This window comes from Rhizobium sp. CCGE531 (assembly GCF_003627795.1).
In the GTDB taxonomy this organism is placed as follows: Bacteria; Pseudomonadota; Alphaproteobacteria; order Rhizobiales; family Rhizobiaceae; genus Rhizobium.
Genome location: NZ_CP032686.1, coordinates 56,675 through 75,877, shown reverse-complemented (window position 1 = coordinate 75,877; position 19,203 = coordinate 56,675). Strand labels below are relative to the sequence as shown.

Below are 19,203 nucleotides of genomic sequence, written 5' to 3'. Positions count from 1 at the left end.
TATTAGACGCATATGACTTCATCTCGTTTGGCTCCCCTCGGCGCATGGCCCGGGGACTTGGCAATCATAAAGAGCGAAATCCCGCGACAAGACGGCATTGAGCTCTCCATCGTCATACCTACCTTCAATGAACGCGAGAACATTGTTCCGCTCATCGAACGCCTTCGTGCTGCCCTCGTGGGTATCGCATGGGAGGTGGTTTTCGTTGATGACGATTCAAGCGACAAGACTGTCGATATCGTGCGAAGCCTTTCTCTAAGCGACCGGCGTATCAGAGGGATACGACGGATCCATCGGCGCGGACTTGCTGGTGCGTGTCTGGAGGGCATACTCTCGACGTCGGCGCCTATCGTCGCGGTTATGGATGCCGATCTACAGCACGATGAAACGCGGCTGGTGGACATGCTCGCCATGATGCGTCGCAATCGAACCGATCTCGTTGTCGCTACGAGATATGGTGGGGAAGGATCGTCGGACGGGGGCTTCAACCGCATTCGTCAGGCAGGGAGCCAGATAGCCGTCCGGATTGCAAGGCGTCTGTTGAATGTCGAGACCTCTGATCCGATGAGCGGGTTCTTTATGGTCAAGCGAGCGCTGATCGAGGAGCTTGCTCCAAAACTCTCGCAGCAAGGCTTCAAGATCTTGCTGGATATTATCGCGTCGTCGCCGGCCCCTTTGAAAATAGGGGAGATTTCATACGTGTTTCGGCCAAGGATCCACGGCGAGAGCAAACTGGATGCATCGGTGATATTCGAGTATATCGGGCTCCTCGTCGCAAAATGGTCCGGCGATATTATTTCCTCGCGGATGCTATTATTCGGCTTGGTCGGAATGAGCGGCGTTGTCGTTCACCTGACCATGTTGTGGTTGCTCCTGCAGGGGGGGCTGGCGTTTCCAGTCAGCCAGGCTACCGCCATGTTGGCCGCGGTCATCTCGAACTATACGTTCAACAATGCGATCACATACAGAGATCGACGCCGTCGCGGCGTGCGGTTCCTGACGGGTTTGATGCTGTTTTCCACGCTCTGCAGCATCGGAATTCTCGCGGGAACCGGAGTGTCGTCGCTTTTTTACAGCCAGGAGCCACGATGGTGGCTCGCCGGTCTGGCGGGAGCCGTCATTGGTGCCGGCTGGAATTATATCACCAGCTCCATGATCACCTGGCGGCGCACGGGCTGACTTGCAGATTGTAGATGCGCGGGGACCATCGGCACCCACCTCTTCTAAAATGTTCGTGTTCATCCGAACCGGCATTGAAGAAGCGGTAACGGTTCAACTCTGCAACGTAGGCTTATCAGTCAATGAGAGGCGCGCGAGATCATGTGATCGCCTTTGGCTCCGGGAGGTATGACCTCAAGCGGAATGCGACGATCGGATCAAACCTTTGGAAAATATAATGCGACCCGCAGCCCCGGTTTATTGTCCTCAAGCGCAACGCGGGCCGCGTGAAGATCGGCAATCGCCTTGACAAGACTGAGGCCCAATCCGTTGCCCGGTGTCGTTCGGCTTTTATCGAGCCGGTAAAGACGCCGGAACACAAGCTCGCGTTCCTCTTCAGGTATGCCCATTCCGCTGTCGCTGACACTCGCGCGATAAAAGTTCGCTTCATGCGTGAGCGACAGGACAATCATGGTGTCGCGGGGACAATGGGTTATCGCATTTTCGACGAGGTTGACGAAGAGCTGGGTGAGCAATTCCCGGTCGCCATTGATCATGCAAGCGCCGCCGTCGAAGGGCGCTAGTTTCAAGGTTTGCGAGTTATCTTCGGCAACATCGCTGTAGATCTCTGCAACCGAGGTCATCACATCCCAGAGGTTCACTGATTTGAAACGCGTTTTCCGCGCCCCGGCTTCAATTTGCGAAATCCGAAGCAGAGCCTCGAAGGTAGCGTTGATCCTGGCAATCTCGTCTCTGGCGTCGAACATGAGGTCTTCGACATCTTTGGATTTCTCCAGCCGTTGAAGCGATTGCTCGATCGTCAAGCCCAGGCGATTGAGCGGCGTCTTCAGATCGTGCGCGATATCCGCGCTGACTTGCCGCATCCCTTCGACAAGCCCCGAAAGGCGCACAAGAGCCTGGTTCATATGCGCGGAGACAACGTCGATGTCATCGCCGTTGCCACGGATGGGGATTCGCCGCAAAAGATTTCCAGCGGAGACTTCCACCATGGTTTGTTCAATGGAATCAAGCCGCCGTTGCGTGCGCCTTGCAAGCAAGGTCCCACCTAAAATCACCGTTGCCACAATAATGATCGAGGCCCAGGAAAAACTCATCAGTGCGATTTGCTCGATACGATCGATTTCGCGAAAGCTTTGACCAACAATCAAATTATTACCGCCAACGCTGCCGGCCATGACCCTGACAGGATCTCCGTCTTCCAGGCCTAGCTGCGCTGCGGGTAAGGTCGAGACGCCCGGCTCCATCGGGGCCGCACTGACGTTGCCTGCAAGCTTTTCCCCCTTGGGATCGAGAAGGAGAAAAACTTGGTCTTCCGGCCGCTTCAGGGCCGAATAAGTCGATACCGCCGCAACGAGGTCTTCGAGGTCGTTCGTGGAAAAAGTCGACGCGACGACTGAATACGTATCCTTGATCGAGACATCGAGCGATCTTGCGAGCTCGCGCTTCATGAGGCCATAGGCAACCAGCCCGGTAATGAGAAAGGCGACAATGAAGAAGAGCCCGAAGGAAAGCGCAAGCCGAAACGGCGTGCTGCGCAACAACCTACCGCGGTGCATGGATGCAATATCCGGTATTTCGGACAGTGTGGAGAAGCGGCACATCGAACGGCTTGTCGATCTTCGCCCGCAGCCGGCTTATATGGGTTTCGACGACACTGGTCTTCGGATCAAAGTGGAAATCCCAGACCCGTTCCAAAAGCATCGTTCGTGTCAAAACTCGTCCTTCGCCACGCATGAGAACTTCCAGCAGGGTAAACTCACGAGGTTGGAGGTCAATGGAAATTCCTTGTCTTTGGACCTGGCGTTTGGCGATATCGAGTTCCAGATCCGCGATTCTTAGAACGGTCTTCTGGTCCTGGACCGGCGGTCGACGCGCCAGTGCATTCAAGCGTGCCATGAGTTCGGAAAATGCAAATGGCTTTGTGAGATAGTCGTCGCCACCGGCCTCAAGGCCTTCGACCCGATCGTCAACGCCGCTCAGCGATGTCAGGAATAGAGCCGGTGTCTTGACCCTCGCCGCCCTCGCCGCTTTCACCAGCGAGAGCCCATCCAGGCCGGGGATCATCCGATCGATAACGAGAACGTCATATGGCTCCCTGGTGATCTGGAAAAGCGCATCGATACCATCTTTAATGATCTCGCAGCTATGGCCGGCCTCGCTGAGCCCACGCGCGATATAATCCGCGGTTCTCGGATCGTCTTCCACCAGGAGAATCTTCATGACCGGCCAAGGCCCTCATCTGTGCAACTGCTTTATCGGCCATATGTGCCTTAAGAAAATGTCCGCAACCTGAACGGCATATTACAAAAGCGTAAGATCGCCGCGCGGCCATAAGCTGTTCTTACGAAACGGTAAGTCGCAGGCAAAGTTCCTGTAAGAAGAATACCATAGCGTTGCCGGAATCCGCATGCCCGGCTTGCCTGATCCGCACCATGTCAAGGATCTCCGCGCTCACACAGTGTCATCCCGTGATCAAAGGCCAATCGGCTCATTCCCCTGAGGTCTCGCCGCCTCTTTCATGAACGGCACCTCTCGGCGTCCAAGCCACGAACACGTCGAAAGAAAAAATGCTACAGCGACTTTATGGGTGGGCAGCTGCCCTAAGCACCAGCAGGTCAGCGGAAGCCTGGCTCGCCGGAATAGCCTTTGTCGAGAGTTCCATTTTCCTGGTTCCCGCCGATGTGCTTTTTATCCCGATGGTATTGGCTCGACCCAGCCGAACCTATCGATTGGCAACCATCGCGACGGTTGCATCAGTCGCAGGCGGAATTGCCGGCTGGCTAATGGGATTTTATGCTTATGAAACAATTGCTCGACCCGTGCTTGCCTTCTATGGAAAGCAGGAGGCCTTTGAACATTTGCGTTCCTATGTCGACACCCGATGGATCGCCATTCTTCTTTTGAGCTCTGGATTCACACATTTCCCGCCGATCAAGGTTGTGACGATCCTATCGGGCGTGGTGCATGTAAATCTGCTCGCCTTCATATGCCTGGCAACAATCGCAAGAGGCGCAAGATTTTTTCTGCTCGGCGCCTTGCTGCAGCGCTATGGGGCAGCCGCGCTGACGTTCATCAAGAAAAGGCGCTCATCAATATTCGCCATCTCGGCGGTGGCTGTTGTCGTCGCGTTGCTGGGCTACGGGTTGGCAAGGCAATTCTAACTCGAAGCCTGGACGATCTTGCTGCGATATTTCCACTCGACGGCAAGATGGACGCGCGTTCCTATTGTCGGTGTCGTGATCTCAAGACGCATCCCGTGAAGCCTGGCAATTGCCGCAACCAGGCTCAAGCCCAAGCCGTTGCCAGGGGCGTGTCGGCTTTTTTCGGCCCTGTAAAAACGGCGAAGTACGGCATCGGCGTCCTCCGCGCGAATGCCTATCCCTGTATCCTCGACAGTCACAGTTGCTACGCGCCCGCTCCCTTCGACGCGGACCGTTGCTTCCCCTCCCCGTGGCGTGAATTTGATTGCATTATCGATCAGGTTGGCGATCGCCTCAAAGAGCAAGCTGGGATCGCCCGAGATAGTTGCAGGCTCGTTCGTATTCGAGACGTATTTGAGTGTGACGCCGCATTCGTCGGCTGCCGGCTCGAAGAAATCAACGGCATCGCGTGCGATTGCCTTCAGGTCGATGTCAACAAATCCAGATCTCCGCAGGCCATCCTCCACCTCCGAAATCCGCAGAAGAGCACCAAAGGTTTTAAGAATGCCGCGAATTTCATCAAGCGCTTCGTCGACATAGCCATGATACTCGTCAATGCCGGTGGCACGCCTGCGCGCTCGCTCGAGGCTACCCAGGAGGCGTGTGAGCGGCGTGCGCATATCGTGGGCGATATTGTCGCAAACACCCTTCACTTCCTGCATGAGACGCTCGATTTCATCGAGCATTTCATTCACAACCCTGGCAAGACGGTCGATATCCCCGCCGGCGCGACCTGTCGGCAGCCGCTGTTTGAGATCCCCCTTCATGATCTGCACTGCAGCGCCGGATATCGCATCAAGTCGTCGAACCGCGCCGAACCCGACAGCGATTGCGCCGAGAAGTCCCAGTATCGCAGTCGCGAGCGACGCGAATAAGGTCGCGTTTTCGAGCCGTTCCCGAAATTCGCGTTGCTCATGCAGGCTTTGAGCGACGAGGATCGAGCCGCCATCAGAGCGTTGATGGAGAAAGCCTCTGTAATGGCCTCCCCTTGCCGTGCCGTGGTCGACGAAGTCGAAGGGGATTTCGAAGGCCGGCTTCTCCGGGTAGGTAAGCTTGTTTCCCGCGACCAGCTTGCCGTCCTGATCGAAGAGCGAGAACGGTCGCTCGACGGTCGTGAAATCCTTGCTCCTGACAGATAGGCGCGAGACTATTTCGTCGGTGGGGAGGATCTGGAGCGATTGTATCTCGCGCTTGAGCCATTCGTCGCTTCGCTGATCGAGAAAGTCACGCATCTGCCAGTCGACAAACAGAAACAGCGCGCTTGCAGCCGCGCCAAAAACGAGCAGAAATGCAAGCGCCAATCGGAAGCCGCTTGTGCGAAAAAGTTCAATTGGCCGCATCGAGAACATAGCCTGAACCACGAAGCGTTCGGATCAGAGGGGTGAAACCCGGGAGATCGAGCTTCTTGCGAAGTTTGCTGATATGGACGTCTATGACGTTGGTCGCTTCGCCATAGCGATAATGCCAAACCTCTTCGAACATCATCGTGCGTGTGACAATCTGGCCCGAATGCCGTGCCAGATATTCGAGCAATTGATACTCTCGCGGCAGAAGATCAATGGCCCGCCCGGCCCGGCTCGCGGTGTGCGTCAGCAGATTAACCTCAAGATCGCCTACCCTGAGAACCGTCTCCTGTGTCGTATTCGTCCGCCGGCGCATCAGAACGTCTAGTCGCGCCGTGAGTTCAAGCGCTTCAAACGGCTTCGTCAAATAGTCGTCGCCACCCGCCTTGAGGCCCCGTACGCGCTCATCCACGGCTGAGAGCGCGCTCAGGATGAGAACCGGGGTCTGTACGGACGCCGCACGCAAGGCAGCCAGTAATCCAAGACCATCTGGTGCACCGGGCAGCATACGGTCGAGCACGATCGCATCGAATGTGCCAGAAATCGCCTTGATCAGGCCATCGCGACCATCGGTTGCCCGCGTAACTGTGCAGCCGTGGTCGACAAGCGCTGCCTCGATCTCCGATGCCGTCCCCTGATCGTCCTCGACTACGAGTATCTTCGACACATTTCCTCCAAGAACGCTGGCTAGTTTCGCAGCATTATCCAGATAATCGATCGATCGTGAATGTCGGTTCTCCCGGACATTAAATCAATTTCATCTTCGCAAGCGCTCGGAATGACGTGTTGTCTTTAATGAGGATTGAATGCGCCTGCTGGTAGTGGAGGATGATGACCGAAGTGCGGCCTATCTGAAGCGAGGGCTTTCGGAGGCCGGCCACGTCGTGGACGTGGCAAACGATGGCGAACTCGGTCTCGCACTCGCGATGGAGCTGATTTATGACGGTCTGATCGTCGATCGGCTTCTGCCTAAGCTTGATGGCATCGAGCTGGTCAAGCGCCTTCGAGAGATGAAGGTCAATGTGCCTGTGATCATGGTCAGCGCATTGGCCAGTTCGATGGATCGGGTCGAAGGATTGCGTGCGGGCTGCGATGACTATCTGGCCAAGCCCTTCTTCTTCTCGGAGCTACTTGCCCGCATCGAAGCGATTACCAAGCACTTCATAGCCGAAGGCCATGAAAGTACATTGGTGGTCGGCGAGTTGTCACTCGATATCCGGCGACGCATTGCACGCAAGAATGAACGTGTCATCGATCTTCAGTTCAGGGAATTCCTGCTTTTGCAAGCCCTCATGCGTAATGCGGGTTCGGTGGTGACACGTGCCATGCTCCTCGAAGCAGCCTGGGACTATGCGTTCGATCCCCGCGGCAACATAGTCGATATGCATGTCCACCGTCTGCGCAAGAAGATCGACATGGGGGCGGCGGCGAGCATGATCATCACGGTCCCAGGTGCGGGGTACCTCATCAAACCGTGACCGATGTTCGCGGCGAAACATAAAAAAAAATTCATGCTGGCGCGAATTGCCGGCCACTTGCGATCCGCCAAGTTCTAAGCATCGCTCGGAAGGCCGCAGTCCTACCGTGCAATTCTGAACGCTTGATGGAGTATTGCAGTGGATCATTCCCGTGCGGGGTCAAAGAGGTCAGGTAAAAGAGTGTATCTCTGGGGGATATGCGCTTTAGCGGTGGCCGGGTCGGCTGCAGCGTACTTGACGTCCTGGCCAGAGCCTGGCCTGGGCAAAACAAAGGCGCCAGCAACCGAACGCGCGCCGGTTCCCGTACAGACAGCCAAAGCGGCTACGAAAGATCTGCCCGTCGTGCGCAGTGGCCTAGGTGTGGTCTCGCCTTTGACCGCCGTCGATGTGAAGGTTCGCGTCGAAGGCCAGCTTCAGCACATGACGTTCACCGAGGGGCAGGACGTCAAAACTGGAGACGTTTTGGCGACGATCGACCCACGCCCCTACGAAGCTGCGGTGGCGCAGGCGCAGGCCGACCACGACAAGGAACTCGCCCAGCTGGAACAAGCTAAAATCGACGACGCCCGGGCGCAGAAGCTCACGACGACGGGCAGCGGTACGACCCAGGCGGCACAAACTGCAGCAGCACAGGTCAAAGTCATGGATGCCACGGCCGCCTCGGGAAAAGCGGCACTGGATACTGCGAAGCTCAATCTTGAATTCGCAACCATCACGGCTCCGATCAGCGGCAGGGTAGGCTTGCGCCAGCAGCAAGAGGGCGCCATCCTCCATGCGACCGATACGACCGGTATTGTGACCGTCACGCAGATGCGTCCCATTGCGGTTGAGTTTTCGCTGACACAAGATGATCTTCCCGATTTGATCGCGGGGCAGTCGAAGGGGCAGCTGCTCGTACAAGCGTTCAGTCGCGACGGCGCCAAGCACCTAGCCGACGGAAAACTAAGTGCGATAGACAGCCAAGTGGACTCTGCGACGGGTATGGTGAAGTTAAAGGCTGTATTTGCAAACGATGACCTCACGCTTTGGCCGGGTGAACTCATAACTGCAAACATAACGCTGCGTACCGATCCCAACGCGACAGTCGTGCCGGCTTCCGCGATTCAAAACGGTCAGACGGGATCATACGTCTTCGTAGTGAAGCCCGATCACAAGGTATCGACCGCATCGGTGGCGACGGGAGGCGCCTATTCGGGCCTCGTTGCCATAACACAGGGCATCGCAAGCGGTGAGACGGTCGTAACCTCGGGTCAATCCAGGCTTTCAGACGGAACCTTCGTCTCGACCGAGGGCGCTGATGGCAAAAAGTTGGCAGCCGTCGGCGAGGAGAAGATCCAATGAACATTTCGGCTATCTTCATCCAGCGCAGAATCGGAACCTGCCTGCTGGCCGCGGGACTTCTGATTGTCGGCTCAATCGCCTATGGCTTGCTGCCCATCGCGTCGTTGCCACAGGTCGATTTCCCGACAATCCAGATATCGAGCTCTCTTCCTGGCGCAAGCGCTGAAACGATGGCCACGTCTGTTGCAACACCGTTGGAAAACCAACTCTCGACCATCTCGGGCGTATCGCAAATGACATCGACGAGCTCATCCGGGCGGACCTCGATTACGCTGCAATTCGATCTGAACAGAGATATAAACGGCGCCGCGCAGGACGTTCAGGCTGCGATCAGTGCGGCCAGCGGTCAGTTGCCCAAGGATCTACCGGCCGCTCCGACCTTCCACAAGAGCAATCCGGCGGAAGCAACGATTCTCACTTTGGCGCTGACGTCCGATCGCATCCCGACGACTGAGCTTGATCACTATGCGGAGGACATCATCGCACAGCAGGTGTCGCAGATGAATGGCGTCGGGCTGGTGGACTACCACGGGCCGCAACGGCCGTCGATCAGAATTCGGCTGGATCCAGACAAGGTCGCAGCGCGAGGGCTGACGCTTGAAGATATTCGAAGCGCTGTCGGTGCCCAGACTGTCAACCAGCCCAAGGGGCAGCTTGTTGGCAACGGAAGGACCACAGTCCTGGACGCGACCGACCAGATCATGGATGTCCAGGCATTTCGCTCGATGGTGATCGCATACAAGAATGGTTCGCCCATCCGAGCTGACGATCTGGGAACCGTCGTGTCAGGCCCGGAGGATGTCAACCAGGCGGCGTGGTTGCAGGACTCGCGTTCCGTCATGCTCGACGTTCACAAGATGGCGGGCTCGAATGTGCTTGACACCATACAGGGGATAAAGACCAAACTATCGCAGATGGAGGCGGCACTTCCGGCGGACATCAAGCTCTCCGTCGTTGCGGATAGGTCAGGCATGATCCAAGCTTCCGTCGACGAGGTGAGGACGACGATCCTGATCACCATTGGGCTGGTGGTGCTGGTGATCTTCAGCTTCCTGCGGAATCTGTGGGCTACGATCATCCCCGCGGCAACCATTCCGCTGTCCTTGATCGGCACTTTCGCTATCATGTATCTCGCAGGCTACAGCCTCGACAACCTCTCGCTGATGGGGCTGACCATCGCGGTCGGGTTTGTCGTCGACGATGCCATCGTCGTTATTGAGAACGTGATGCGTCATGTCGAAGAAGGGAAATCCACGCTTAAAGCAGCCATCCAAGGGTCGCGAGAGGTGGGGTTCACCATCGTTTCCATGACCGTCTCGCTGGTGGCAGTGTTCATTCCGATTCTTCTGATGGGCGGCATCGTCGGTCGTCTCTTTCGCGAATTCGCCGTGACGATCAGCGTTGCGATTATCATTTCGGGGCTTGTGTCGCTGACGGTTACCCCGATGATGTGCGCCTGGCTGATCAAGCACGACCGCAATCAGCCGCACGGCGTCCTTTTCCGCTGGTCGGAAACCTTCTTTGAAAGGTGCACGGCTGGATACGGCAAGGCGCTCGATATCGTTCTTCGCTACCGCGCCGTTACCCTTGCCCTTGCCCTTGCCACCATGGTTGCCACAGGATGGCTCTACGTTTCCATACAGAAGGGATTTATCCCGCAACAGGACACGGGATGGGTTCAAGGGCAGGCGCAGGCTGCAACCGACATTTCTTTTGCGGATATGTCGACGAAGATGCAGGCGCTGGCACAGATTGTCATGGCTGATCCTGCCGTGGACAACGTGGCATATTGGATCAATCCGAGCCCGTCGGCCAGTGTCGGCCAGATCCAAATGAACTTGAAGCCAATCGGCACACGAAGCCCTGTCTCAGAGGTTCTAGCGCGTCTGCGAACGGCAACGGCAAGCCTGGAAGGTTTGACCGTCGGCCTACAGGTTCGCCAGGACATTCAGATCGGCGGGCGAGCCTCGGCCTCCCAGTATCAATACACCCTTCAGGATCCGGATACAGCAGAGCTCGACAAGTGGGCGGCGACGATGACCAAGGTCCTGAAAGGACTACCGGAGCTCCAGGATGTGATCTCCGACAAGCAGAAGGCGGCCACCAGCCTCACGCTCGATATAGATCGCTCGACAGCCTCTCGATTGGGCGTGAACGTTTCTCAAATCGATCAGACGCTTTATGATGCCTTCGGGCAGCGGCAGGTCGCGACACTGTATACGCAGGTCAGTCAATATCACGTCGTGATGGAGCTCGCGCCGCAGTTTGCCCTGTCGGCCGAGGCGCTGTCGCATCTCTACGTGAAGTCGTCCACCACCGGCAAACTCGTTCCATTGAGCATTCTCGGATCGCTGAGAACTGGCGTGTTGCCTGTATCCATAAATCATCAAGGATCGATGCCGGCAACGACGATCTCCTTCAATCTGAAGCCTGGCAATGCGCTCAGCGACGGGGTCACCGCCATTAAGGCGGCGGAGGCGAGCGCAGGAATGCCGACGACGGTAATCGGCTCATTCCAGGGGACCGCGCAAGCCTTTCAGGATTCGCTGCGAAGCCAGCCCTGGCTCATCCTGGCGGCCATTGTTGCGGTCTATATTGTGCTAGGCGTTCTCTATGAGAGCGCGATACATCCGCTCACGATCATTTCCACGCTGCCTTCTGCGGGCCTCGGTGCACTGCTGGCTCTGAAGCTCGCCAATCTGGATCTGTCGATCATGGGGATGATCGGAATCATTCTACTGATCGGAATTGTCAAGAAGAACGCAATCATGATGATCGATTTTGCCCTGGACGCTGAACGAACGCAAAATTTGGCACCACATGATGCCATAAGGCAGGCCTGCATGTTGAGGTTCCGGCCCATCATGATGACGACGTTCGCTGCATTGTTCGGAGCTGTCCCATTGGCATTGGGAACCGGGCCGGGATCCGAATTGCGCGTTCCTCTCGGCATTGCGATCGTTGGCGGGCTTGTCGTATCGCAGGCGTTGACCCTCTTTACAACACCGGTCATCTATCTGGCGTTCGACAAGTTGCGGGGAAGGCGCTCGACGCGGCCATCGCATTTGCAGGCAGCGATCGGTTCGCCTGACCGGAAAATCGCATAGCAAGCCAATGGCGCCCGATATCTCATGCGATATTCATTTTGTAAGAATTCGGCAAAGTGCAGGGAAGAATCGCAGCTTAGATTTCCCGGGCGGTCGGCAATGCCGGCCTAAGGCCGCACAAGGCCGCAATAGTAAGTCCGGTAAAATCAAAGGAGTGAATCATGCTGAAGAAGTCGTTGGCGGTCGCTGTTATCGCGGCCTCGACCCTAACTGCGGGAATGGCGCTGGCCCGTGACGAGACTGGAACGATCACCAATATCGACGTCAAGGCGGACCAGATCACGCTCTCCACGGGAACAACGATCAAGCTGCCTGAAAACATCGAAGCCGAGTCGTTCAAGGTCGGCGAGAAGGTCGCGGTCCGATACGCGGTCCAGAAATCCGGCGTCCCACGGGCTTCAAAGGTGACCCCCGCAAAGTAAGGTGTTTTCAGATGCCGTTGTATTGCGACGACATCTCGCCGGGACTGGGCGCTGTGCGCCCGGTCCAGTTAGCTGGGATTCGGGGCTATGTCAGCATCGTCGCGCATAGGTGATCCGAGCAAAGGCCGGAGCCCCTCACTAAACGCGGATCGAAGCGGGCGCGTTGACCTTAGTCGACCAGATTTCGACATAGCTCCCGATATCAGAACAGCGTGCCAAGTTCGCGAAGTTAGTATTGCGCATGTGGCTCTGCTGATCAGCTTTGACATGCTGTGCCGTTCATGGGAGCCACCTTGGGAAGCCGTGGTGTTTTCTCCTCTAGTGTGGTTGCGAGACCATCCAGGTCTCGGGCTTCGACGGCCAGTCGGAAGTTGAGGCCCTGCACTGTCGCTAAGAAAAGGCAGTCACGGCCATGCCGATCACCGCACCGAACATGGCAAGGCAAGACGCCCAGCCAAACGCTTTCAAACCACCCTGGATGACAAACTGCTTCATGACCTTGCGGTTGGTCGCGATCAGCATCAGGATCGCCATGACAGGAACGGCGACCACGCCATTGATCACCGCGCTCCAGAACAAGGCCTTCATGGGCGGGACCGGTGTAAAGTTCAAAAGCATGCCGACGATGGTTGCCAATCCCACCGTTGCATAGAAAGCCTTGGCTTCGCTTGGCTCGCGCGATAGCCCGACCTTCCAACGCGCCGCCTCGCCGACCGCATAGGCCGCCGAACCGGCGAGAACGGGTACGGCCAATAGGCCGGTTCCTATGATGCCGGTCGCGAAGATGATCTTGGCAAATTGTCCGGCGAGCGGCTCGATTGCTTTTGCCGCATCGACGGAACTCTCGATATTCACCGCACCCGCCTTGTTGAGCGTTGCGGCGGTGGTCGTGATGATCGCGAGTGCGACGATGTTGGAGGCAGCCATGCCGATCAGCGTATCGAGCGTGATGCGCGCATTCGCCCTTTTCGCGTCCTGCGGATGCTCGACCAGCGGTTCCTGACGAGGGTTCTCCTTCAGGTCTTCAGCCTCCTCGGAGGCTTGCCAGAAGAAAAGATAGGGGCTGATGGTGGTACCGAAAACTGCCACGATCATCGACCAGTAGTTCGGATCCGTCTTGAATGTCGGCAACAGAAGCCCGCGCGTAAAGTTCGACCAGTCGACGTGTACGGCGAACAGCGTCGCTATGTAGGAAAGCAGCGCCAGGCTCAGCCATTTCAGGACCGCGACGTAGCGCTTGTACTTCAAAAGAACCTGCAAGAGGATGCAGCCCACACCGAAGGCGGCAACATAGATCAGCGAATAGCCGTTGAGGAGCAGGTGGGCTGCGTCTCCCATCGCTCCGAGATCGGCGCCGAGATTGATGACATTGGCGAGCAGGAGCGGAACAGTGATGCTCACAGCGACCCATCTCGGATAGCATCGCGCCATGCTGCCCGCCAAACCCCGGCCGGTGGTCCTTCCGATGCGGGCACTGATCATCTGTATGGCGACCATCAGCGGATAGGTAAAAATCAAAGTCCAGCTCGCTATGTAGCCGAACTGCGCCCCGGCCTGCGAGTAGGTTGCAATCCCGCTCGGATCGTCGTCCGAAGCGCCAGTGACCAGTCCCGGTCCAAGGATTTCCAATAGCCGTGGTTTTGAAGGTTCAACAACGGCGCTTCTGTCGTCTACTCGATAGTCGCTCATGGCTGTCTCCCAGCAAAACCCGACACGGCGTGTTTGCGCCGCACCTGGTGCGAGTGAACCGCACTTGCGACCTTTTTGTTCCAGAGAGGCAGAAGGCGCTAAAAGCAATGCTTTAGGCGACGGAAGGATATCTCAACCCTGGGTGACAAAGGTTCGTCAATTCAACATAGTGTCAGCATAAAAGCCCTGCCCCATGGGCTGCCCGATCCAGCATCTCGCGGAAATCCGGGTGGGCCAGCGCAATCAGTGCCCTTGCTCGCTCGGCTACGGACTTTCCCTTGAGGTTCGCCCATCCATATTCCGTGGCGACGATATGGGTGTCGTTGCGAGATGTTGTCACCGGTCCAGTCAGCGCCGGAACGATGCGCGAGAGCGTGCCCTTCGCCGCCGTGGAATGACAGGCGATGATCGACCGTCCTCCCCGCGATGCATAGGCGCCACGCACGAAATCGACCTGGCCGCCGGATGCACTGAACTGCCGGCCGTTCATAAATTCCGAATTGCACGCGCCGTTCAGATCGATCTGCAGCGTCGCGTTGACCGACACAGCCCGGTCGTTCCGGGCAATGACGAAAGGGTTGTTCACATAGTCGACCGGATAGGCTTCAATGTCCGGATTGTTGTGCAGGAAGTCGTAAAGCGATTGATCTCCCAGCGCAAAAGTGAAGATCGACCGCCCGACATGTGTCTGCTTGCGGCTGTTGTCGACAACGCCTTCCTTAACCAGATTGGCGAGGCCCACCGTCATCATTTCCGTATGGATGCCAAGGTGGCGATGTTGCGAAAGCCGTGAGCACACCGCATCCGGCAAGGCGCCGATACCCATTTGCAGGCAATCGCCGTCTTCCACCAGGCCTGCGACGATCGCACCGATGGCATCGTCCACTTCATTGCTCGGAGCGGTAGGCAGGATCGGCAGGCCGACATCGTTTTCGACCAGCGCCGTCACGCTCGATACGGGGATCATACAATCGCCGCGCACATAAGGCATCTTCGCATTGACTTCGAGGATTAGCCGAATTCCTGGCTTCCGCGATACTGTGAGCGCATAGTCGGTACTGGCGCCGAGGCTGAAATTGCCATCCGCATCCATCGGCGCGACCGTTGCAATCAGCGTATCCACCCCGACATGCTCGGCCAGAGAGCGCGGCACCTGGCTGAAATGGCAGGGCACCAGGTCGACGGCAGGCATCGCCTCCGCCAATCGCCTCCTGTCGAGCGCACGCTCCACGCCTCCGTGAAAATAACTTATCGGAATGATCCGGTGGCACAGGTCGAAATCGAAAACGCTGGTTCCCGCGACGCCAGTACAAAGAAGATAGTGGAGCCGCACATTGTCGACGGCTCCCGCCCGAGCCCGTTCGGCAAATGCTGCAAGGATGGCGGGCGGCTGACCGGCAGCGATCGGCATCGCGACCTTCGCGCCTGACGGGATCAGAGCGACGGCCTCCTTTGCGGATCGCAGCCGTTCGCGATACTGCATCTGATGGATAGTAGTCATTGGGCCCTCCTCCCGGTGCTATTTTCATCCTCACTAGCATTTACGACGGTTGCGGCCGTTTTCGCCTGCCGCGGAACACGCTTTTGTCAAAGCAGCGATCATGCCCGGATAGCAGTTCCCGCACAACATCCAGCAAGGATATGGCTGAGTGCACCGACGCGAGCGGCGTCAGAACGCGGTGGATAAAGGTACTGAAGATGGGGGCATTTATGATCGCAGCCGCCGCTCTGCCAGGCCCGGCAATGGTACTGCTTCGGTCGCAGCACTGAAGCCCAGGCATCGGGCAAGGTGGACAGGCGGGCGCCTGCCGGTGGCGATAGCGAACGCTCGATGAACTGAGATGCCCACCGTCACGATGTGCCGCCGCGCGACACTATTGGCGGCCTGTGCTCCAAAATCCTTGCGCACGATGCACAGATCAAGACCGGCGGCACTCCCCGCCGAGGTCGGGATCTTGCCTTCGTCCACAATTGGTTGCGTGTTTCGTGCCCGGAACTAGAGGCCGGCCAGCGCTTGATCGATTTTCGCCATCACACCTGCTCGCAATGGTCCCTTCGCGAGCGCACCGGCATTTTCCTCGACCTGGGCCACGGTGCGGAAGCCGGGAATTGGCAGCGTACGCGGCGAGCGTGCCCATAGCCAAGCAAGCGCACCCTGCGTCAACGTGCGGCCGTCTTCGGTCAGCAGATCGCGGACCGCTTCTAAGCGGGCGGCGAATTCAGGAGCGATCTTGCCGTCCTTGAAGTAGACCATCCAGCCGAGGCTTGCACCACGCACATCTTTCTCGCCGACCGTTTTGTCAGGCGTGAACTTGCCGCTGAGCAGCCCCATGGCGAGCGGACCGCGATTGATGGAAATCAGGCCGTTGCGTTCGATGATATCGATCATCGCTGAAGCCGGCTCGAAGACATTCATCGTATGCTGGATCGACACGAATCCTGCGCGATGCATATGACGAGCAGCACGATCCGGATGGTCCGTGCTCCAGCCGAAAGCGTCAATCTTGCCTTCGTCCTTGAGCGTTTCCAGCGTTTCAAATACCTCATCCGACGCTTCGAGCGGAAAATCGTTGAGATGGAACTGCAACAGGTCCAAACGATCGCGGCGCAGGCGGCGCAAAGAGGTCTCAGCGGATTGCCGGATGAAGGCGGGGTCGGCAAAAGCGCCGGTCGCTTGTTTGGTCTTTTCGTCCGTCGCGGAGCCGAATTTGGTGGCGATGAGGACATCGCCTCGATGACCAATCGCCCGACCGACCACCTCTTCGGAATGCCCAGCACCATAATTCGAGGCGGTGTCGAAGAAGCGAATGCCGAGATCCACCGCCCGCTCGATAGCGCGGATCGATTCATCGTCATCGACCTCGCCCCAGCCAAGTGGTACGTCGCCGGCATAAAAAGGGCCGCCGATCGCCCAGCATCCCATACCTAGACGCGGAATCTCGCGGCCGTTCCAGAGAACCATTGTGGTAGCATTGTCAGGTTCAGTCAGCATGTCGTCCTCCACGATTGTTTGCCGTTAGAGAGAGATAGGAGGCAGCGGCCCGACTGGTAAACAACCAAATCCGCAGCGTGTTTTTCACGGATGAAAAGCGGTCTTTTGTGACTGTCCGACGAGAACGCAGGGAGCATCTACATCCCTTTCCAACGCAGACGCCAGTTCTCAGCGGAAATCAATGTTCAATCACGACAAGAGATCATCCTGATCGGAACGCGTTCGTTACGGCCCCTAGACAATCGCTGGACGTCACCGCTGAGCTAGATCGTACATCAACTGGCCCGACAACTGACATTTGGAGCGGCCAACAGCGAAAAGTCATCGGCCGCTCCGGCTCGGTCCGCCGCAAAGCGCTCAAAGCGTGCTGTACATACCGCGGGGATTGAGAAGATCAATCCAATTCCAGATACTTCTTTTGGCGTACATATCTTCTGCGGAGCGTGCGAGCCGAACCCGGGAAGCGGCGGCTGGGGGGCGTTGTTTACAAGGATGACCGGGAAATTGCCGCGCTAATCGGCCGGCGTGATGCCATGGATGCCGCGGCCTTGCGGATCCTGAAGACGGCTGCGTCGATGCTCAGTACCGGCAAATCATGGGGGCGATGTGACGTCATTCATCCTTCATCGGAATCCGAGCTTCCTTGACCGCGTCGATGAACGCCCGGCGAGCATCCTCTGGAGTTCGCTTGCCGCTGATCACATCGGCGCAGACGGACAAAGCCCGGTCCAGCGCGGTAGCCTCCTCAAGCGGCCAGTCCTCGATCATTGCCCAGGAGGCCGCTTGAGTCGTATCTATGACCACCCACTCGTCAGGTGTCTCAAGCGCGATCGTAACCGCCTTGCTCCATTTTCTTTCCATCATGCGAAATTCTCGAATTGGCGATGCTTATCGTTCGTTTCATAGGCCGATTCATATCCCGTGGCGAGGCGGTTTCGATCGTAGCCTATGTTCGCGGGAATTTTTCAAGGATGGCGGGATGACAAGACAAACGGAACCAATATCCGTCGCTTCTTCGAGGGCTATGGTGTCGAGGTGCACCCCTACCGGGAGAGCAAGACACCGCGACCCGCGAGCGTCGGATATGGTGGGCGCCGGATTATCGTCGCTGACCTGACGCTGGACCGCGAGATGCTGCGTGCGGGACGTCATTCGCCGAAAGCTCTAAGGCCTGCTCGGAAGCGGCAGGTGGTGAAGGGCATGTGCCGCGACTGGGCGATCTCGATCCGGCGAGCCTGTGGGGTGCTGAACATCGATCGTTCGACTTATCACTACGCCTCTCGCCGCGCCGATCAGGCCGGTCTTGAGAGACGCATACGGGAGATCTGCGAGACGCGTGTTCGCTATGGCTATCGTCGCGTCCACGTCCTTCTGGAGCGGGAGGGCTGGGAAACCAATATCAAACGAACCGATCGCATCGACAGGGACTTGGGGCTGCAACTGCGCAACAAAATGCCCAACGGAGGGTCAAGGCGAAGCTTCGGGAAGACCGCTAGATGGCTGTCAGTTCGAACGATGTCTGGGCAATGAACGGGCGTTGTTACGTCAAACGTAAATCCACATGAGGGTGGAGCTTCTTGAGATTTGGCAGGGATTTCATCTGCCAGGGGATTTGCGACGAGCCGCATATGGTGAGGTGAATATTCGGATTTTTGCGCGCTTCGATCGTCAATTTGGCAAGCAAATTGATGCCGGACGAGTTCAAAAACTGTAGACCGGTCAGATCGAAAGTCGCCTTGCCGCCGCCTCCATATAGAATCTCCCTGGCCAGATCATAGACCGGCGCATAGGCATCGGGACCCGCCAGGCGCATGGTCCCATCGAAATATAAGGTACTGCCTTCGGACCAGACGCGGAATGCTTCTTCCTTGATTTCCATAAAGGGCCTCTCGCGGGTTCACGCCGATGAAATCGCCATCGCGGCATAGGTTTGCAGCTTGATCTGCTTGTGCGGACCATGCTCATCGAAATGCCAGGCCAATTGAACCTGGTAGTCGCTCATCAATGTCAACAGTCCTAACCCGGACGCATTGTCGCCTGCAAGAACACTCGCCTCGATCTGTTCTATGAGGAGATCGCCCGGATCGCCGGCCGTTACCTTCTGCAATAATTGTTGGAAGCGGATGGTCGCTTTGCAGTCGATCAGGTTCACGATCCGCATCTTGAAATGATGGGCATCCAGCAGAGCCTCGACAAGGATCTCGCCCGAGACGCGGAACTTGATGGAATTTTCGATGAGCTCGTTGGTCAGGTAACCGATATCGTGTCGCACCGTCTTGTATTGGCGCTCGGAAGCGCGGAAACCGAGCGCCATTGTCTCCGCGATAAAGTCGGATGTCATGGCCGAATGGCGCCATGCCAGATGAAGCGGACCGTCGAACAGGCGAATGCGAAGGGCATTGGCAGCGTCGAACGAAACCAGATCTTCCTTGCCGAAAGTTGCTGTTGTCAT

General features: G+C 57.3%; 16 protein-coding genes and 2 pseudogenes. 7 read left to right on the top strand and 11 right to left on the bottom strand.

Annotated features, from left to right (window positions below; translation table 11 throughout):
- Nucleotides 1-57: 57 nt before the first annotated feature.
- The gene (locus tag CCGE531_RS26660; RefSeq protein WP_245459452.1) at nucleotides 58-1,179 is read left to right on the top strand and encodes a glycosyltransferase family 2 protein; all 1,122 of its coding nucleotides are present in this window, start codon (nucleotides 58-60) and stop codon (nucleotides 1,177-1,179) included.
- 197 nt (nucleotides 1,180-1,376) lie between these two features.
- Here the strand turns inward: CCGE531_RS26660 and CCGE531_RS26655 are convergent, their stop codons facing one another.
- Entirely contained in the window at nucleotides 1,377-2,627 is a 1,251-nt protein-coding gene (locus CCGE531_RS26655; RefSeq protein ID WP_348633854.1) for a HAMP domain-containing sensor histidine kinase, read from the bottom strand.
- 94 nt (nucleotides 2,628-2,721) lie between these two features.
- Complete coding sequence (locus CCGE531_RS26650) at nucleotides 2,722-3,399, bottom strand: winged helix-turn-helix domain-containing protein (RefSeq protein ID WP_120669565.1); 678 nt, start codon at nucleotides 3,397-3,399, stop codon at nucleotides 2,722-2,724.
- Between the two features lie 347 nt (nucleotides 3,400-3,746).
- On the opposite strand from CCGE531_RS26650, the gene CCGE531_RS26645 reads away from it, so the two are divergent.
- Complete coding sequence (locus tag CCGE531_RS26645) at nucleotides 3,747-4,340, top strand: YqaA family protein (RefSeq protein WP_120669563.1); 594 nt, start codon at nucleotides 3,747-3,749, stop codon at nucleotides 4,338-4,340.
- Here CCGE531_RS26645 and CCGE531_RS26640 read toward each other — a convergent pair.
- Nucleotides 4,337-5,680 (bottom strand): ATP-binding protein, encoded by a 1,344-nt coding sequence (locus CCGE531_RS26640; protein WP_245459451.1) that lies wholly within the window; start codon nucleotides 5,678-5,680, stop codon nucleotides 4,337-4,339. The two genes, CCGE531_RS26645 and CCGE531_RS26640, sit on opposite strands and share 4 nt — an antisense overlap.
- A 25-nt stretch (nucleotides 5,681-5,705) precedes the next feature.
- Nucleotides 5,706-6,389 (bottom strand): response regulator transcription factor, encoded by a 684-nt coding sequence (locus CCGE531_RS26635; protein ID WP_120669559.1) that lies wholly within the window; start codon nucleotides 6,387-6,389, stop codon nucleotides 5,706-5,708.
- A 139-nt stretch (nucleotides 6,390-6,528) separates the two neighbouring features.
- Between CCGE531_RS26635 and CCGE531_RS26630 the strand changes: the two genes are divergently transcribed.
- The 4 genes from CCGE531_RS26630 to CCGE531_RS26615 all read left to right on the top strand — a co-directional run bounded on the left by CCGE531_RS26630 (nucleotide 6,529) and on the right by CCGE531_RS26615 (nucleotide 12,070).
- Nucleotides 6,529-7,200 (top strand): response regulator transcription factor, encoded by a 672-nt coding sequence (locus CCGE531_RS26630; RefSeq protein WP_120669557.1) that lies wholly within the window; start codon nucleotides 6,529-6,531, stop codon nucleotides 7,198-7,200.
- A gap of 138 nt (nucleotides 7,201-7,338) precedes the next feature.
- Entirely contained in the window at nucleotides 7,339-8,541 is a 1,203-nt protein-coding gene (locus CCGE531_RS26625; protein WP_120669555.1) for an efflux RND transporter periplasmic adaptor subunit, read from the top strand.
- Nucleotides 8,538-11,648, top strand: a complete 3,111-nt coding sequence (locus tag CCGE531_RS26620) for an efflux RND transporter permease subunit (protein WP_120669553.1) — start codon at nucleotides 8,538-8,540, stop codon at nucleotides 11,646-11,648. Before CCGE531_RS26625 ends, CCGE531_RS26620 begins: the two co-directional genes overlap by 4 nt.
- Before the next feature lie 161 nt (nucleotides 11,649-11,809).
- A complete protein-coding gene (locus tag CCGE531_RS26615) occupies nucleotides 11,810-12,070 on the top strand; it encodes a DUF1344 domain-containing protein (protein ID WP_120669551.1) in 261 nt (86 codons plus the stop codon).
- Nucleotides 12,071-12,460: 390 nt separating this feature from the next.
- On the opposite strand, the gene CCGE531_RS26610 is transcribed toward CCGE531_RS26615, so the two are convergent.
- The 5 genes and pseudogenes from CCGE531_RS26610 to CCGE531_RS26590 all read right to left on the bottom strand — a co-directional run bounded on the left by CCGE531_RS26610 (nucleotide 12,461) and on the right by CCGE531_RS26590 (nucleotide 17,612).
- Complete coding sequence (locus CCGE531_RS26610) at nucleotides 12,461-13,759, bottom strand: divalent metal cation transporter (protein ID WP_120669549.1); 1,299 nt, start codon at nucleotides 13,757-13,759, stop codon at nucleotides 12,461-12,463.
- Nucleotides 13,760-13,931: 172 nt separating this feature from the next.
- Nucleotides 13,932-15,260, bottom strand: a complete 1,329-nt coding sequence (locus CCGE531_RS26605; RefSeq protein WP_120669547.1) for an acetyl-CoA hydrolase/transferase C-terminal domain-containing protein — start codon at nucleotides 15,258-15,260, stop codon at nucleotides 13,932-13,934.
- A 354-nt stretch (nucleotides 15,261-15,614) separates the two neighbouring features.
- A pseudogene (gene ftrA, locus CCGE531_RS34940) lies at nucleotides 15,615-15,728 on the bottom strand (transcriptional regulator FtrA); the annotation flags it as partial.
- Between the two features lie 27 nt (nucleotides 15,729-15,755).
- Entirely contained in the window at nucleotides 15,756-16,751 is a 996-nt protein-coding gene (locus tag CCGE531_RS26595; protein ID WP_120669545.1) for an aldo/keto reductase, read from the bottom strand.
- Nucleotides 16,752-17,363: 612 nt separating this feature from the next.
- Nucleotides 17,364-17,612 (bottom strand): DUF982 domain-containing protein, encoded by a 249-nt coding sequence (locus CCGE531_RS26590; protein ID WP_205586528.1) that lies wholly within the window; start codon nucleotides 17,610-17,612, stop codon nucleotides 17,364-17,366.
- Between the two features lie 234 nt (nucleotides 17,613-17,846).
- Here CCGE531_RS26590 and CCGE531_RS26585 point away from each other — a divergent pair.
- A pseudogene (locus tag CCGE531_RS26585) lies at nucleotides 17,847-18,244 on the top strand (IS3 family transposase); the annotation flags it as partial.
- A 47-nt stretch (nucleotides 18,245-18,291) separates the two neighbouring features.
- On the opposite strand, the gene CCGE531_RS26580 reads toward CCGE531_RS26585, so the two are convergent.
- Complete coding sequence (locus CCGE531_RS26580; protein WP_120669542.1) at nucleotides 18,292-18,630, bottom strand: hypothetical protein; 339 nt, start codon at nucleotides 18,628-18,630, stop codon at nucleotides 18,292-18,294.
- An 18-nt stretch (nucleotides 18,631-18,648) separates the two neighbouring features.
- The gene (locus CCGE531_RS26575) at nucleotides 18,649-19,203 is read right to left on the bottom strand and encodes an ATP-binding protein (RefSeq protein ID WP_120669540.1); all 555 of its coding nucleotides are present in this window, start codon (nucleotides 19,201-19,203) and stop codon (nucleotides 18,649-18,651) included.